13 protein-coding genes are annotated in these 16,097 nt (G+C 74.6%); 8 read left to right on the forward strand and 5 right to left on the reverse strand.

Annotated features, from left to right (window positions below; all coding sequences use genetic code 11):
• Positions 1 to 407 precede the first annotated feature (407 nt).
• Positions 408 to 2,735 (reverse strand): UvrD-helicase domain-containing protein, encoded by a 2,328-nt coding sequence (locus D450_RS0106915; RefSeq protein ID WP_017537947.1) that lies wholly within the window; start codon positions 2,733 to 2,735, stop codon positions 408 to 410.
• A gap of 222 nt (positions 2,736 to 2,957) precedes the next feature.
• Here D450_RS0106915 and D450_RS0106920 point away from each other — a divergent pair, with 222 nt between their 5' ends.
• On the forward strand, positions 2,958 to 3,893 hold the full coding sequence (locus D450_RS0106920) for a nucleoside hydrolase (RefSeq protein WP_026128421.1): 936 nt from the start codon (positions 2,958 to 2,960) through the stop codon (positions 3,891 to 3,893).
• Positions 3,894 to 3,970: 77 nt separating this feature from the next.
• Here D450_RS0106920 and D450_RS0106925 read toward each other — a convergent pair whose 3' ends face one another.
• Positions 3,971 to 4,639 (reverse strand): response regulator, encoded by a 669-nt coding sequence (locus D450_RS0106925; protein WP_026124419.1) that lies wholly within the window; start codon positions 4,637 to 4,639, stop codon positions 3,971 to 3,973.
• Between the two features lie 75 nt (positions 4,640 to 4,714).
• A complete protein-coding gene (locus D450_RS0106930; protein WP_017537950.1) occupies positions 4,715 to 5,959 on the reverse strand; it encodes an ATP-binding protein in 1,245 nt (414 codons plus the stop codon).
• Positions 5,960 to 6,133: 174 nt separating this feature from the next.
• On the opposite strand from D450_RS0106930, the gene D450_RS0106935 reads away from it, so the two are divergent.
• The 7 genes from D450_RS0106935 to D450_RS31735 all read left to right on the forward strand — a co-directional run bounded on the left by D450_RS0106935 (position 6,134) and on the right by D450_RS31735 (position 14,134).
• Entirely contained in the window at positions 6,134 to 7,429 is a 1,296-nt protein-coding gene (locus D450_RS0106935; RefSeq protein WP_017537951.1) for a PspC domain-containing protein, read from the forward strand.
• The gene (locus tag D450_RS33875; RefSeq protein WP_017537952.1) at positions 7,416 to 7,631 is read left to right on the forward strand and encodes a hypothetical protein; all 216 of its coding nucleotides are present in this window, start codon (positions 7,416 to 7,418) and stop codon (positions 7,629 to 7,631) included. The genes D450_RS0106935 and D450_RS33875 overlap by 14 nt, the downstream gene beginning before the upstream one ends.
• An 87-nt stretch (positions 7,632 to 7,718) precedes the next feature.
• Positions 7,719 to 8,204 carry a (2Fe-2S)-binding protein gene (locus tag D450_RS0106945; protein ID WP_017537953.1) on the forward strand — a complete coding sequence of 162 codons (486 nt, stop codon included), beginning with the start codon at positions 7,719 to 7,721 and terminating at the stop codon, positions 8,202 to 8,204.
• Complete coding sequence (locus tag D450_RS0106950; protein ID WP_017537954.1) at positions 8,201 to 10,573, forward strand: xanthine dehydrogenase family protein molybdopterin-binding subunit; 2,373 nt, start codon at positions 8,201 to 8,203, stop codon at positions 10,571 to 10,573. The genes D450_RS0106945 and D450_RS0106950 overlap by 4 nt, the downstream gene beginning before the upstream one ends.
• A complete protein-coding gene (locus D450_RS0106955; RefSeq protein WP_017537955.1) occupies positions 10,570 to 11,418 on the forward strand; it encodes an FAD binding domain-containing protein in 849 nt (282 codons plus the stop codon). Before D450_RS0106950 ends, D450_RS0106955 begins: the two co-directional genes overlap by 4 nt.
• Complete coding sequence (locus D450_RS0106960) at positions 11,415 to 12,119, forward strand: SRPBCC family protein (RefSeq protein WP_017537956.1); 705 nt, start codon at positions 11,415 to 11,417, stop codon at positions 12,117 to 12,119. The genes D450_RS0106955 and D450_RS0106960 overlap by 4 nt, the downstream gene beginning before the upstream one ends.
• Before the next feature lie 137 nt (positions 12,120 to 12,256).
• On the forward strand, positions 12,257 to 14,134 hold the full coding sequence (locus D450_RS31735; RefSeq protein WP_051063558.1) for a serine/threonine-protein kinase: 1,878 nt from the start codon (positions 12,257 to 12,259) through the stop codon (positions 14,132 to 14,134).
• 58 nt (positions 14,135 to 14,192) lie between these two features.
• On the opposite strand, the gene guaA is transcribed toward D450_RS31735, so the two are convergent.
• Positions 14,193 to 15,779: a glutamine-hydrolyzing GMP synthase gene (gene guaA / locus D450_RS0106970; protein WP_017558104.1), complete on the reverse strand. Its 1,587-nt coding sequence runs from the start codon at positions 15,777 to 15,779 to the stop codon at positions 14,193 to 14,195.
• Between the two features lie 48 nt (positions 15,780 to 15,827).
• The coding region (locus tag D450_RS0106975; protein ID WP_026128423.1) for a SpoIIE family protein phosphatase at positions 15,828 to 16,097 on the reverse strand (270 nt) is incomplete at its 5' end.

The following is a 16,097-nucleotide window of genomic DNA, read 5'->3' on the forward strand; positions in this document are numbered from 1 at the left end:
CGCTTTTCCGCTAGAGGCGGCTTTCCGCTTTGTCAGGGCGTCGCCCTCGTTCAGAACCTTACCAGAAGGTCCGATCGAAGGCCAACCCTTCTATCTTACTCAGGATCCCCCACCTGTCAACAACCGGTGTGGGCTCCGGAGTGGTTCCCACCCTACCCCGGCCGCACGAGTGCTCGTGCCATCCGTTCGAGTGCGGGTCCGGCCCGGTCGCGGTTCGCACCGCGTCGTCCGTGCCGATGTCTCTAGATTACAGGCTTCCGAGGGTGCTTCGTACGTTTCCGCGCCGCCGTCCCGGGCACGTCCCGGCGAGCGCTCCCCTGCGTCCGGATCGGAGCCGTGCTCAGAGGCGTGCTCATCGCCGCGCTCCGAGCCGCGCTCAGCTCGCGTCTCTCATCGACTCTCGTCGCTCAGATCTTCTCGATGGGGGCGAACTTGACGACGAAGTCCTTCTCGCCGATGTCCGCACCGAAGTCGATGCGCGCCTTCGTCCGGTCGCCGGCGCCGTCCACCAGCATCACCGTGCCCATGCCGAACTTGTCGTGGGTGACCTTGTCCCCCGGGCTCAGCGTCGGTACGTCCTTGGACGGCGTGCGTCCCGACGGCTCCTTGCGCGGGCGCGGCGAGCCGAGGCTGGAGAAGGACGACTCCGACCTGCGCCAGTCCACCAGCTCCTTGGGAACCTCGTCGAGGAACCGCGAAGGCGGGTTGTAGGACGGTGTCCCCCACGCACTCCGGACCGCGGCCCGGGAGACGTACAACCGCTCCTGAGCGCGCGTGATTCCCACGTACGCGAGCCGCCTCTCCTCCTCCAGCTCGGACTTGTCCCCCAGCGTGCGCATGTGCGGGAAGACCCCGTCCTCCATGCCCGTCAGGAACACGACGGGGAACTCCAACCCCTTGGCGGCGTGCAGCGTCATCAGCGTGACCACCCCGCCGCCGTCCTCGTTGTCCGGGATCTGGTCGGTGTCGGCCACCAGAGAGATCTGCTCCAGGAAGTCGACCAGGGTCGGCTCCGGCGTCTCCCCGCCGTCCCCTTCCTCCCCGGGCGCCTCTGCCTCGCCGCCGTCCGCGTCTCCCCTGTCCTCCCCTTCTCCCCCGTACAGCGGCCCGGAGAAGGTGTTCTCGAACTCGCGCGCGACGTCGACGAACTCCTCCAGGTTCTCGACCCGGCTCTCGTCCTGGATGTCCTTGGACTCGGTGAGCTCCGACAGGTACCCGGTCCGCTGCAGGACCGCCTCGACGGTCTCCGAGGGCGAGGCGTTCTCCGCGTGCTGCCCCAGGTCCTCCAGCAGCGCGTTGAACTCCTTGACGGCCTTGAGCGACCGCGTGGCCAGGCCGGGCGCCTCGTCCGCCCGGCGCAGCGCCTGGGCGAAGGAGGTGCGCTCGCGGGCGGCGAAGAGTTCGATCGCCTCCTCGGCGCGGTCACCGATGCCGCGCTTGGGCACGTTCAGGATCCGCCGCAGGCTCACCGTGTCCTCGGGGTTGGCCAGCACCCGCAGGTAGGCCAGGATGTCCCGGATCTCCTTGCGCTCGTAGAAGCGCACCCCGCCGACGATCTTGTACGGCAGGCCGGTCCGGATGAACACGTCCTCGAACACGCGCGACTGCGCATTGGTGCGGTAGAACACCGCCACCTCGGACGGCGTCGCCCTGCCCTCGTCGGTGAGCCGGTCGATCTCCCCGACGACGAACGCCGCCTCGTCGTGCTCGTTGTCGGCCACGTAGCCGGTGATCATCGGCCCGACGCCCTGCCGGGACCACAGGTTCTTCTCCGGACGGCCGTCGTTCCGCTCGATCAGCGCGTTCGCGGCGTTGAGGATGTTCTGGGTGGAGCGGTAGTTCTGCTCCAGCAGGATGGTCCGCGCCGAGGGGTAGTCGCGCTCGAACTCCAGGATGTTGCGGATGGTCGCCCCGCGGAAGGCGTAGATCGACTGGTCGGCGTCGCCCACCACGCACAGCTCCGGCGGCGGCACCGCCGGCGGGGCCTGGGCCCCGTCCTCGTCGCCCTCGTCCCCGCCGACCAGCTCGCGGATGAGCGCGTACTGGGCGTGGTTGGTGTCCTGGTACTCGTCGACCAGGACGTGCCGGAACCGCCTGCGGTAGTGCTCGGCCACGTCGGGGAACATCTGCAGCAGGTTGACCGTGACCATGATCAGGTCGTCGAAGTCCATGGCGCCGGCCTCGTGCAGCCGCCGCTGGTACAGGGCGTAGGCCTCGGCGAGCTTCTTCTCCTGCTCGCTCTGCGCCTGCTCGGCGAAGGTGTCGTAGTCGACGAGCTCGTTCTTCAGGTTGGACACCTGGGCGGAGAAGGACTTGGGCGGGAACCGCTTGGGGTCCAGGTCCAGCTCCTTGCAGACCAGCTGCATCAGGCGCTTGGAGTCCGCCGAGTCGTAGATGGTGAAGCTGCTCGGGTACCCCAGCCGCCCCGCCTCCCGGCGCAGGATGCGCACGCACGCCGAGTGGAAGGTCATCACCCACATGGTGTTGGCGACGCGCGCACCGAGCAGGCCCTCGATGCGCTCCTTCATCTCGGCGGCGGCCTTGTTCGTGAAGGTGATGGCCAGGACCTCCCCCGGCCGCGCGCCGCGCTCGGAGAGCAGGTAGGCGATGCGGTGGGTGAGCACGCGGGTCTTGCCCGATCCGGCGCCCGCGACGATGAGCAGCGGCGAACCGGAGTGCGTGACGGCTTCCCGCTGCGGTGCGTTCAGACCTTCGATCAGCTCAGAGGAGGACACCCGTCAAGCCTACGAGGGATCGCGCCCTGGTTCTCCCGGTCCGGCGCGTCCCCGCACCCGGTTCCCGCCCTCCCGACCGGGACGACCGACCGGGACGACCGGCCTGGAGGGCCCGGCGCGGGCGCGCCGGCCCACGCGGCCCGGGCCGTGCGGCGGAAGAGCCGGTGACCAGTCCTATTCTGGGTCGGAACCAATGATGATCATGTGAAGTGGGGGTTGGCCGTGCAGGTCTTCATCGACTGCGATCCGGGCATCGACGACGCGCTCGCGCTCGCGTACCTGACCGCGCAGCCGGAGGTGGAACTCGTCGGCGTGGGCACGGTGTTCGGCAACAACGCCGTCGAGACCACCACCGACAACGCTCTGCGGCTGCTGGAGCTCTACGGCGCCCCCCAGGTCCCGGTGGCGCGCGGCGCGGGGCGCCCCCTGGTGCAGGAGCCGTCGCTGGCCGAGTCGGTGCACGGCGCCAACGGCCTGGGCGACGTGGAGCTGCCCGCGCCGAAGGGCGCCCCGGTGGAGGAGTCGGCGGCCGAGCTGCTGGTGCGCCTGGCCCGGAGCAACCCCGGTCAGATCGACCTGCTGGCGGTGGGCCCACTGACCAACATCGCGCTGGCCCTGGGGCTGGAGCCGGAGCTGCCGAAGCTGCTGCGCCGCGTGGTGGTGATGGGCGGCGCCGTGCAGGAGCCGGGCAACGTGACCCCGTGGGCGGAGGCCAACACCTCCAACGACCCGGAGGCCGCCGAGCGGGTCTTCGCGGCCGGGTTCGACCTGACGCTGGTGGCGCTGGACGTGACCATGAAGGCGGTCATGCCGGGCTCCTGGCTCGACGCGCTCAAGGAGGTCGCGGGCGAGCGCGCGCAGCGGACCGCCGAGTTCCTCGACTTCTACTTCGGCTGGTACGGCAGGGTGTTCGGGGTGCGGCAGAGCGCCATGCACGACCCGCTGGCGGCGGGCATCCTGCTCGACCCCGGTCTGGTGACCCGCTCGGTGGAGCGCCCGATCCGTGTGGAGCTCAAGGGCGAGTACACCCGGGGCCTGACCATCGCCGACCTGCGCCCGTTCTCGCGCCCCGACGGCGAGGACCGCCCGCGGGTGACGCTGGTGCAGGAGGCCGACGCGGAGGCGTTCCTGGGCCGGATGGCCGACGCCCTGCGGTAGTGGCCGCCCGCGGCCGGGACGCTTCCCCGGCCGCGGACACGGGTCCGCCGGTCAGACGAGCCGGTCAGACGAGCCGGTCAGACGAGTTTGCGGGCGGTGGCCCAGCGGCTGAGCTCGTGCCGGTTGGACAGCTGGAGCTTGCGCAGCACGGACGAGACGTGGGTCTCCACGGTCTTGACCGAGATGAACAGCTCCTTGGCGACCTCCTTGTAGGCGTAGCCGCGGGCGATGAGGCGCAGCACCTCGCGCTCGCGCTGGGTCAGCCGGTCCAGCTCGGGGTCCATGGGCGGGGCGTCGGTGGCGGCGAAGGCGTCCAGGACGAAGCCGGCCAGGCGCGGGGAGAAGACCGCGTCGCCGTCGGCCACCCGGACGATGGCGTCGGCCAGCTCCCGCCCGGAGATGGTCTTGGTGACGTAGCCGCGCGCGCCGCCGCGCACCACGCCGATGACGTCCTCGGCGGCGTCGGAGACCGACAGCGCCAGGAAGCGCACCTCGGGCTGCCGGGCCAGGACCCGGCGCAGCACCTCGACCCCGCCGCCGCCGGGCAGGTGGACGTCGAGCAGGACCAGGTCGGGCTGCTTCTCGGTGATGACGCGGACCGCCGCGTCGACGTCCCCGGCCTCGCCGACGACGTCGACGGCGTCGCCGAGTTCGCCGCGCACCCCGCTGCGGAACAGCCGGTGGTCGTCCACGATCACGACGCGGGGCGGCGCCGCGCCTCCGGCAAAGGTCTCGTTGTCTCCCACACAGGCGACTCTACCCACCCCGGACCGGTTTCCGGGGGTGCTGCCCGACCCCGGCCACGCGCGTGGGGGCGCAGGTCATTCGGCGCCGGGGATGCGGGGCATGGTCAGCTGCACCTCGGTGCCCTCCCCGGGGGCGGTGCGGATGCGCGCGCTCCCGCCGTGGCGCTCCATGCGGCCGATGATGGAGCCGCGCACCCCCATCCGGTCGGGGGGCACCCCGTCCAGGTCGAAGCCGGGCCCGCGGTCGCGCACGAAGACCAGTACCTGTTCGGGCTCCACCTCCCCGTAGACCGAGACGGTCTCGGGACCGGCGTACTTGGAGGCGTTGACCATGGCCTCGCGGGCGGCGCGCAGTTCGGCGTGGATCGCGTCGTCCATGTCCCCGTCGCCGACGCAGACGACGTCGATGGGGACCCCGTGCACCTCCTCGACCTCGGCGGCGACGCGTTCGAGGGCGGCCTTGACGGTGCTCTCGGCGTCGGCCGGGCGCTGGTAGAGCCAGCCGCGGAGCGCGCGCTCCTGGACGCGGGCCAGGCGCTGCACCTCGCGCGGGTCCTCGGCGCGGCGCTGGATGAGGGTGAGCGTGTGCAGGACCGAGTCGTGGATGTGCGCGGCGAGCTCGGCGCGCTCCTGGTTGCGGATGCGTTCGCGGCGCTCCCTGTCGCGCTCGCGGACCAGGCCGATGATCCAGGGGGCGGCGACGAGGCTGATCCCGGCCAGGGTGGCGATGGCGAAGGTCAGTCCGGCGCGGGCCTCGTGCAGCTGCTGCTGGAAGGCGAGGAAGCCGAAGACGCCGATGACGATGAGCAGGATGCCGGCCCCGGCGCGCAGCGCGCCCTTGCGGCTGCGCATCGAGGTGGCCGACACCCACTCGTCGCGCTGGGCCGGGTTGGCCTGCTGCCAGAGGATGGCGCCGCCGACGGCCCCGAAGACCACGAGCCACAGCAGCGGGTCGAAGAGCCCCCCGAAGAGCAGGAAGAGCATGCCGAGCGCCCCGGCGACGGCCAGGTAGGCCAGCAGCTGGGCCAGGTCGCGGCCCTGGCGGCGGGCGTGCTCGGTGTGCGCGCCGGCCGGGTCCGCGGCGGGGCCGGTGGCCGGGTCCGCGGCCGGGTCCGCGGCCGCCTCGTTGGGCACGAAGAAGACCAGGGCGAAGTAGACGGCGATGCCGATGCCCGCGAAGCCGAGCGCCATCAGCGCCAGGCGCACCACCGCGGTGGACACGCCCAGGTGCCGGGCCATGCCCGCGCCGACGCCCGCGACCAGCCGCCCGTCGCGGGCGCGCCGCATGCGCGGCGCGTCCTCGGCCGCCGTGTCCGACATCGCCCTGGCTCCCTTGTTCCTCCGGTAGGCCTCCAGGATGCCCCCCGGCCGCGGAGCGGGGCATCAGGGGCGCGCCCGGAGCCCGCTCCCCGGGGCGGGGCGGAGCCGCCTCAGGGAGGGGTCAGGGGTGTCCCGGATGGGCACGGGGCCCGGTGGGGGGCGACGATGGACGGCATGGAGACCGCTGCCGAGGACGCCTCCGCCGAGGAGGCGCTGCGCCGGCGCCCCGACGCGGGGGTGCTCACCGGTGTGTGCGCCGGGCTGGGCCGCTACACCGGCACCGACCCGGTGCTGTGGCGGGTGGCGTTCTGCCTGACGGGCCTGGCGGGCACCGTGGGGGTGCTGCTGTACGTGGGCGCCTGGCTGGCGATGCGGGACGCCGCCGGGGGGCCGGCCATGGCCGAGCAGCTGCTGAACCGGCGGGTCCCGGCCCGGGCGGTGCCCGTGCTGCTGGCCTCGGCGCTGGCGGTGGCCACGGCGCTGAGCCTGGTGGGCGGGGTGTCCTGGGGGACGCTGGTGCTGGCGGCGCCGCTGGTGCTGGGGCTGCTGACGGCGCACGGACGGGGCGTGGAGCTGCAGCGGGAGTTCCGGTCGCTGCCCTCGCTGCTGCGCCGGCACGCCCCGCCGCCGCCGGCGCCGGAGCCCGAGCCGGCCCCGGCGTACTACAACCCGGCCCAGCCCTGGGCGCAGGCCCCGGCGGGGCCGATCGACCTGGCGGTGCTGGGCGGCGGCGCGAGGCCGGCGGACCCCGGTGCGGCGGAGCCGGAGAACCCCGAGGGGCCCGAGGGGCCCGGGAAGCCCGCCGAGCCGTGCCGGCCCGCCCGCAAGCGGCGGCCCCAGGGGGTGCGGCTGCTGGCGTTCGCGTTCTGGGCGGCGGTGGCCACGGCCGGAGCGTTCCTGCTGGCGACCGGCGAGTTCTCGCTCGCGACCCTGGTCGGACCACAGACCGGGCCGCTCTACCTGGGGAGCGTTGCGGTGATCATCGGACTGGCGCTGGTCGTGGGCGCGTGGGCGGGGGACCCGCGCGGCCTGGCGGCGGCGGGCGTGCTGGTGGCGGCGGTGCTGGTGGCCGCCGCGGCCACCGATCTGACGGGGCTGCGCTTCGGCGAGGCCCAGTGGCGGCCGCGGACGGTCGCCGAGGCGCAGCGCCCGTTCGAGCTGACCGGCGGCTCCGCCGAGCTCGACCTGACCGGGCTGGACCTGGAGCCGGGGGCCCAGGTGGAGGTGGACGCGCGGGTGGCGTTCGGGGGTGTGGAGGTGGTGGTGCCGCCGGAGGCGCTGGTGCGGGTGCACGGCACCTCGGCGTTCGGGGAGATCCGGGTGGACGAGGCGATGCGCTCGGGGCCCCGGCTGGATGTGCGGGAGACGCTCGCGCCCGCTTCGGAGGGGGACGACGGGCGGGCCCCGGTGCTCGACGTGACGCTGTCCTCGTACGTGGGGGACCTGGAGGTGCGGCGTGAGAAGGCGTAGGACCGACTGGGGCTCGCTCATCGCCGGCCTGTGCTTCGTGGCCCTGGGGGCGGCGTTCCTGCTGCACGACGGCGCCGGCTGGAGCGTCGACCTGGTGTGGGCGCTGCCCGCGCTGGCGGTGGGGCTGGGCCTGGCGGGCATCGCGCGGGCGATGGTCCGGGCCCGGGACCGCCGCGACGCCGGCGACGCCGACCGGGGGTAGTGCGGCCCGTACGGCCTCTAGTGATCTGTCTCACTTTCGCCTAGGTTGGGGCGCGACCGCCGATCCGGAACGGGAGGCCGCGCCCCCATGCCCGACATCCGCGTCACCGTCGACGGCGTGCGCTACGACGACCAGGTCGAAGCCCGCCGACTCCTCGTCCACCACCTGCGCCGCCTCGGGAAGGTCGGCACCCCCGTGGGGTGCGACACGAGCAACTGCGGCGCCTGCACCGTCCTGATGGACGGCGCGTCCGTCAAGAGCTGCACCGTGCTGGCCGTCCAGGCCGACGGCGCCGAGATCGACACCGTGGAGGGCATGGCCGCCGACGGCCGGTGGCACCCTCTGCAGACCGCGTTCCACCGCCGCCACGCGCTGCAGTGCGGCTACTGCACCCCAGGCATGCTCATGGCCGCCGCCGACCTGCTGCGGGACAACCCCGCCCCGAGCGAGGACGAGGTCCGCGGGGGCCTGGAGGGCAACCTGTGCCGGTGCACGGGGTACGCCAACATCGTGGCGGCCGTCCTCGACGCCGCCGCCGAGATGCGCACCCCGGTAGGGGGTGGGACCGCATGACCGCCGCCCCCGAGAGCGCGCCCCAGACCGGCCGCCCCCTGCCGCGCAAGGAGGACGCCCGGCTGCTCACCGGCCGCACACGCTGGACCGACAACATCGAACCCCCCGGGACGCTGCACGTGGCGTTCCTGCGCAGCCCCATGGCGCACGCGCGCCTCACCCGCGTGGACGCCTCCCGCGCGCGCGGCCTGCCCGGCGTCGCGGCCGTCTTCACCGGCACCGACGTCGCCTCCGAGCAGGGGTCGCTGCCCTGCGCCTGGCCCGTGACCGAGGACATGGTGACCCCGCCGCACCCGCCGATGGCCGTGGACGAGGTGCGCTACGCCGGGGAGGCGGTGGCCTGCGTCGTGGCCCGGGACCCCGAGAGCGCCGCCGACGCCCTGGAGGAGATCGACGTCGACTACGAGCCGCTCCCCGCGGTGCTGGACCTGGAGGAGGCCCTGGCGGAGGGCGCCGACCTCGTGCACTCCGGGGCCGGGACCAACCGGGCCTATGTGTGGCCGTTCTCCAACGGGGACGTGGACGCGGCCTTCGAGGGCGCCGACGTGGTGCTGGCCCGGCGCTACCGCCAGCAGCGGCTGATCCCCGCGGCGATGGAGCCGCGCTCGGTGGTGTGCGCGCCCGAGGAGGACGGGTACACGATGTGGTCGGCCACCCAGATCCCGCACGTGCTGCGGCTGATGCTGGCCACGGTCACCGGGATCCCCGAGCACGACCTGCGGGTGGTCGCCCCCGACGTGGGCGGCGGCTTCGGGTCCAAGCTGCAGGTGACCGCCGAGGAGGTGCTGCTGCTCCTGCTGGCCCGCCGGCTGGGCCGCCCGGTCAAGTGGACCGAGACGCGGTCGGAGGGGTTCCAGACCACCCACCACGGGCGCGCGCAGGTGCAGGACGTGGCGATCGCCGCCGACGCCGACGGGCGGCTGCGCGGCCTGAAGGTGGACCTGCTCGCCGACATGGGCGCCTACCTGATGCTGATCACCCCCGGGGTGCCGATCCTGGGGGCGTTCATGTACCCGGGCATCTACAGGATGGACGCCTACTCCTTCACCTGCACCGGGGTGTTCACCACCACCATGCCCACCGACGCCTACCGGGGCGCGGGCCGCCCGGAGGCCACCTACGCCATCGAGCGGATCATGGGCGAGCTCGCCGAGGAGCTCGGCATGGACCCGGTGGAGCTGCGGCGGCGCAACTGGATCACCCGCGGCGAGTTCCCCTACACCACGGTCGCCGGGCTGACCTACGACACCGGGGACTACGAGGCGGCGACCGGGCGCGCGCTGGAGCTGTTCGGGTACCAGGAGCTGCGGGCCGAGCAGGAGCGGCGGCGCAAGAGCGGCGACGCGGTGCAGCTGGGCATCGGGGTCTCCACCTACACCGAGATGTGCGGGATCGCGCCCTCGCGCATGCTGGGCGAGCTGAACTACGGCGCCGGCGGGTGGGAGCACGCGTCGGTGCGGATGCTGCCCAGCGGCAAGGTCGAGGTGGTCACCGGCTCCTCGGCGCACGGCCAGGGGCACGAGACCGCCTGGTCTCAGATCGCCGCCGATCGGCTGGGCGTGCCGGTGGAGGACGTGCGGGTGCTGCACGGCGACACCCGCGTCTGCCCGCGCGGGCTGGACACCTACGGGTCGCGCTCGCTGGTGGTGGGCGGCTCGGCGCTGGTGCGCGCCTGCGACCGGGTGGTGGACAAGGCCCGGGTGATCGCCGCGCACATGCTGGAGGCCGCCGAGGAGGACCTGGAGTTCGCCGGCGGGCGGTTCCGGGTGCGGGGCACCGAGCGGCCCTCGGCGGCGGTCCAGGAGGTGGCGCTGGCCGCCTTCGCCGCGCACGACCTGCCGGAGGGGGCCGAGCCGTCGCTGGACTCCGACGCCGCCTACGACCCGACCGACTTCTCCTACCCGCACGGCACGCACCTGTGCGCGGTGGAGGTGGACACCGAGACGGGGGCGGTGCGCATCACCGGCTACACGGCCGTGGACGACGTGGGCACCGTCGTCAACCCGCTGATCGTGGACGGGCAGGTGCACGGCGGGCTGGCCCAGGGCATCGGGCAGGCGCTGTTCGAGGAGGCGGTGCACGACGCCGAGGGCACCCTGACCACCGCGACCATGGCCGACTACCTGCTGCCGTCCGCGGCCGACCTGCCGCGCTTCACGACCGACCGGACGGTGACCCCCTCGACCACCAACCCGCTGGGCTCCAAGGGGGTGGGCGAGGCGGGCACCATCGCCTCCACGCCGGCGGTGGTCGGCGCGGTGGTGGACGCCCTGCGGCCCTTCGGGGTGCGCGACGTGCCGATGCCCTGCACCCCCGAGCGGGTGTGGCGGGCGGTCCAGGAGGCCCGGAACGGAGGTGAGGGCCGATGATCCCGGCCCCGTTCACCTACCTGCGCCCCGACACGCTGGGCGCGGCCGTGGCGGCGCTGGCCGCCGACGAGGAGGCCAAGGCGCTGGCCGGCGGGCAGAGCCTGATCCCGCTGCTGCGGTTCCGCCTGGCCGCGCCCACCACGGTGGTGGACCTGTCCGGCGCCGAGGGGCTGCGCGGGGTGCGCGAGGAGGGCGGCGCGGTGCGCATCGGCGCGCTGACCACCCACCACGAGGTGGCCCGCGACCCGCTGGTGGCCGAGCACTGCGCACTGCTGGCGATGGCGGCGCGCACCGTGGCCGACCCGGCGGTGCGCCACCGGGGCACCCTGGGCGGGTCGCTGGCGCACGCCGACCCGGCCGCCGACCTCCCGGCGGCGGCCCTGGCGCTGGACGCCGAGATGGAGGTGGAGGGGCCGGACGGCGCGCGCACGGTCCCGGCCGCGGAGTTCTTCTCCGACTACCTGACCACCGCCCTGGAGCCGGGCGAGGTACTGGCCGCCGTGCGGGTGCCCAAGCGCACCGGTTGGAGCTTCCACTACGAGAAGTTCTCCCGCACCGCCCAGGCGTGGGCGATCGTGGGGGTGGCCGCGGCGGTCCGGCACCGGGACGGGCGGGTGGCCGAGGCGCGGATCGCGCTGGCCAACATGGGGACGGTCCCGGTGCGCGCGCACGAGGCCGAGCAGGCCTGCCGGGACGCGTCGGGCCCGGAGGAGCTGCGCGGCGCCGGCGCGCTCGCGGGGCGGGCCGGGTCGCCGCCGGGCGACCTGCACGGGGGCGCCGACTACCGGCGCCACCTGGCGGGGGTCCTGGCCGGACGGGCGCTGGCGGAGGTGGTGCGGTCATGAGCATGCGGCTGGAGCACGAGTTCGGCGTGCCGGTGCCGGTCGCCGAGGCCTGGGAGGTGCTGCTGGACCCCGAGCGGGTGGCGCCGTGCGTACCCGGGGCGGCCCTGGAGTCGGTGGAGGGCGACACCGTCGCCGGCAAGGTCCGGGTGAAGGTGGGGCCGATCACCGTCACCTACCGGGGCGAGGCCCGCTTCACCGGCACGGACGCCGAGGCGCGGACGGTGCGCATCGAGGCCTCGGGCAAGGAGGCGCGGGGCAGCGGCACCGCGACCGCCTCGGTGGTGGCCCGGCTGGCCGACGACGGGGCGGGGGCGACCCGGGTGGAGGTCACCGCGGACGTGAGCGTGACCGGCCGGGTGGCCCAGTTCGGCCGCGGGGTGATGGCGGACGTGAGCGCCCGCCTGGTGGGCCGGTTCGCCGAGGCGCTGGCCGAGGAGCTGGCCGCCGAGCGGTCCGGCGCCGAGGCCTCCGAGGCCTCCGAGGCCTCCGAGGCCTCCGGGGCCGACGGGCGGGCGCCGGCCCAGGAGGCCGAGCAGGCGGTGCGGGCGGCGCGCGAGGCCGCGGCGGCCGAGGCCGAGGCGCTGGACGCGGTGCGCGCGGTCGGTCCGCCGGTGCTCAAGCGGGTGCTCCCGGCGGCCGCCGCCGTCCTGGTGCTGCTGCTGGGGCTCCGCTGGCTCCGGCGCAGGAGGAGGGAGGGGTAGGAACCGGATCCCTCCCGTGAGGCCTTCCGACACGGCGTAGGATCGGCACGCATACGTGCCTGACTCCCCGCACGGACCCCCCTTCCCCCCTCGTCCCGTGCCGTGCGGGCTCCCCGTGTTTAGTAAGGAAGACGCTCATGGCCGGACTCGGACCGCCGGCGGCGGGCGATCCCGCCCGCATCGGCCCCTACCGCCTGGTGGGGCGGCTGGGGCAAGGCGGGTGGGGCACCGTCCACGGGGCCCTGGACGACGCCGGGCGCCGCGTCGCGGTGGAGGTGCTCGACCCCCGCGCCGCCGCCGACCCCGCGGTGCGGGAGGCGTTCGCGCACCGCGCCGAGGCGCTGCGCGGCGCCGGCACGGTGTGCGCGCCCCACGTCCTGGACGCCGATGCGGCCGCCGAGGCGCCGTGGATCGCCACCGCGCACGCGCCCGGCCCCGACCTGGGCGCGTACCTGCGCGCCCACGGCCCCCTGGACGAGGACGCGCTGCTGGCCTTCGCCGCGGGCACCGCCGAGGCGCTGGCCCGGATGCACGCGGCGGGCGCCGTCCACGGCGACCTGCGCCCCTCCCGGGTGCTGCTCACCCCGTCCGGGCCGCGCCTGTCGGGGACCGGCGCGCCGCGCCCCGGGGCGGACGCCGCCGCGGACGTGGCGGCCTGGGGTGCGCTCGTGGCCGCCGCCAGCACCGGACGCGCCCCCTACGGCCCGGACGGCGCCCCCGACCTGGCGGGCGTTCCCGGCTCCCTGGAGCCGATGCTGCAGGCGGCCATGGACCCGCGGCCCCCGGCCCGGCCCGACGCCGAGTCCATCTACCGGGGCCTGGTGGACTACGCGGTCGACCAGGACATCCGCGCCGTGCCCACCGCCGAGTTGTCGGGGACGCTGCGCGAGGTGCTCGCCGTGCTGTGGGCGGGGCCGGGCCGCGCCGTCTCCGCCCAGCCGGAGGAGGACTGGGGCGCGGAAGGCGCCGAGGAGGCCGCCGCGACCGAGCCGACCACCGCCCCCGCCGAGCCCGCGGCGATGGGCCACGTGCCCGGGACCAGGCTGGCGGCGGTCGTCGCCGCCGCGGTGATCGGCACCACCGGCGCGGGGGTCGGCGGCCTGTACGCGGCCCGCACGGTCACCGGGGGCTCCCCCGCCCCCGCGCCCTCCCCGTCGCCGAGCCCCACGCCCGAGCTGGGCGGCGCCGAGGAGGTGGTGGACGGCATCGTCGCGCTCTTCGAGGAGACCGACTCCTACCGGGTGGTGGAGGAGGTCGACGAGGGGGGCGCCGAGCCGCTCCGCCAGGAGCGCGTGTTCCGTGCCGACCCGGACGTGTTCCTGTCGATCTCGGGCGGCGGCCCCACGGAGCGCGTGGAGACGGTGTGGCTTCCGGACCTCCAGGCCGCCGACCGGCGGCGCTTCTCGCCCGGCGCCCCGCCCGGCTCGGCCGCCCGCTACACGCGCCTGCCCGCACAGAGCGTCGGGAGCCAGGAGTTCACCCGCGAAGCCGGAGCCGCGCCGTTCGACGACCTCGCCGAGAGCATGGAGGTCGTGGAGCGCACGCAGGAGAGGGTGGACGGGCGGGACACGACCCGGTTCTCCGGCACCTTCACCTTCACCCCGTCCCCGCCCGGCACCGAGGCCGAGCACGGGTTCACACTCTGGGTGGACGCGGAGGGGCGGCCGGTCCGCCTGGAGCACGGCGAGGACGTCCGGGAGCCCGACCACACCCTGGAGTACTCCGGCTTCGACGGGGAGCTGGACACCTGGCTCTGCGGCGCGGTGAGCGGTGTGCCCCAGGTGGACGAGGCCGCGCTGGTCGGGACGTCGGAGGAGGTCTCCTGCGCCTCCGCACGCGCGGCCGCCGAGGCCTACCTGGCCATGCCCGACGCGGAGAAGTCCGGCACCGGCTCCGTCGCCGAGGACGTCGAGGGGTGGTACTGCACGATGGCCCCGACGGCGGCCGAGGCGGGTTCCTGTTCACTCGACCACCCCCAGCAGTCCCAGCGGGTGGACTTCATCCGGCTCGACTGACGCCCCGGGGAGAACAAGGGAAGGGCCCCGGCGCGCGCCGGGGCCCTTCCCTGTGCCGTCACTCCCACTCGATGGTGCCCGGGGGCTTGCTGGTGACGTCCAGCACGACCCGGTTGATCTCCCGCACCTCGTTGGTGATCCGGTTGGAGATGGCCGACAGCACGTCGTAGGGCAGCCGCGACCAGTCCGCGGTCATCGCGTCCTCGCTGCTGACCGGGCGCAGCACCACCGGGTGGCCGTAGGTGCGCCCGTCGCCCTGCACGCCCACCGAGCGGACCCCGGCCAGCAGCACCACCGGGCACTGCCAGATGTCGCGGTCCAGCCCGGCGCGGGTGAGCTCCTCGCGTGCGATGGCGTCGGCCTCGCGCAGCACCTCCAGGCGCTCGCGGGTGACGTCGCCGACGATGCGGATGCCCAGCCCGGGGCCGGGGAAGGGCTGGCGCCAGACCATCTCGGGGGGCAGGCCCAGCTCTTCGCCGACCCGGCGCACCTCGTCCTTGAACAGCTCGCGGAGCGGCTCGACCAGGGTGAAGACCAGGTCGTCGGGGAGCCCGCCGACGTTGTGGTGGGACTTGATGTTGGCGGTGCCGGTGCCGCCGCCGGACTCGACCACGTCGGGGTAGAGGGTGCCCTGGACGAGGAACTCCACCGGCTCGTCCCCGGCACCGGCGTCGGCGACGACCTCGCGGGCGGCCTGCTCGAAGACGCGGATGAACTCCCGGCCGATGATCTTGCGCTTGTCCTCGGGGTCGCTCACCCCGGCCAGCGCGTCCAGGAAGCGGTCCTGGGCGTCGACGACCTTCAGCCGGGCCCCGGTGGCGGCGACGAAGTCCTTCTCGACCTGCTCGGCCTCGCCCTTGCGCAGCAGCCCGTGGTCGACGAACACGCAGGTGAGCTGCTCGCCCACGGCGCGCTGGACGAGCGCGCCGGCCACGGCCGAGTCCACCCCGCCGCTGAGACCGCAGATCACCCGCTTGGAGCCGACCTGCGCGCGGATCCGCTCCACCTGCTCGTCCACGATGTTGACCATCGTCCAGGTGGGGCGGCACCCGGCGCCCTCGTAGAGGAACCGGCGCAGCACTTCCTGGCCGTGCTCGGTGTGCATCACCTCGGGGTGGAACTGCACGCCGTACAGCCGGCGCCCGGCGTCCTCGATCGCGGCGACCGGCGCCCCGGCGGTGCTGCCGGTGGTGCGGAAGCCCTCGGGGGCCTCGGTGACCGAGTCCCCGTGCGACATCCACACCGACTGCTCGGCCGGTGTCCCCGCGAAGAGCAGCGAGTCGGTGCCCAGCTCGGCGCGGGTGCGGCCGAACTCACTGAGCCCGGTCTGCGCGACGGTTCCGCCCAGGGCCTGCACCATGGCCTGGAAGCCGTAGCAGATGCCGAAGGTGGGCACCCCGGTGGCGAACAGGCCTTCGGGGGCCTGCGGCGCGCCCTCGGCGTACACCGAGGAGGGGCCGCCGGACAGGATGATCGCCTTGGGCTTCTTGGCGAGCATCTCCTCGACGGGCATCGTGGAGGGGACGATCTCGCTGTAGACGTGGCATTCGCGTACCCGCCGCGCGATCAGCTGCGCGTACTGCGCGCCGAAGTCGACGACGAGAACGGTGTCGAACGTGCTGTCGCCAGCACCGGCAAGGGACACGTATCGGCCTTCCCGCAGGTAGATGTGGATCGCCACCAGTTTAGGCGCTCAGAACCCGGCGACGAGCACGGCCCGGTCGTCCGCGGCGTGCGCGGAGGACCACTCCATCACGGCGGTGCACAGCCGGCCCGGTTCGAGGGGCCCCAGGCCGGAGACCAGCCTGCGGAGCTCCCGCACGCGCCGGTCGATGGGTTCGTCGCGGCGCTCCACCACGCCGTCGGTGTAGAGCACCAGCCGGTCCCCGGGGGCCACCCGCACCGATCGGGACCGGTACTCGGTGCCCAGCGCGCAGCCGAGCGGCGGGGCGGGGGGGCCCGG

It is taken from the genome of Nocardiopsis halophila DSM 44494, from assembly GCF_000341245.1.
Lineage (GTDB): Bacteria > Actinomycetota > Actinomycetes > Streptosporangiales > Streptosporangiaceae > Nocardiopsis_A > Nocardiopsis_A halophila.

Excerpts from the sequence above, each read along its gene's own strand:
- D450_RS0106955 (WP_017537955.1), top strand. The coding sequence starts at position 10,570 with ATGATCCCGGCCCCGTTCACCTACCTGCGCCCCGACACGCTGGGCGCG.
- D450_RS0106935 (WP_017537951.1), top strand. The coding sequence starts at position 6,134 with ATGGAGACCGCTGCCGAGGACGCCTCCGCCGAGGAGGCGCTGCGCCGG.
- D450_RS0106930 (WP_017537950.1), bottom strand. The coding sequence starts at position 5,959 with ATGTCGGACACGGCGGCCGAGGACGCGCCGCGCATGCGGCGCGCCCGC.
- D450_RS0106960 (WP_017537956.1), top strand. The coding sequence starts at position 11,415 with ATGAGCATGCGGCTGGAGCACGAGTTCGGCGTGCCGGTGCCGGTCGCC.
- D450_RS0106945 (WP_017537953.1), top strand. The coding sequence starts at position 7,719 with ATGCCCGACATCCGCGTCACCGTCGACGGCGTGCGCTACGACGACCAG.
- D450_RS0106950 (WP_017537954.1), top strand. The coding sequence starts at position 8,201 with ATGACCGCCGCCCCCGAGAGCGCGCCCCAGACCGGCCGCCCCCTGCCG.
- D450_RS31735 (WP_051063558.1), top strand. The coding sequence starts at position 12,257 with ATGGCCGGACTCGGACCGCCGGCGGCGGGCGATCCCGCCCGCATCGGC.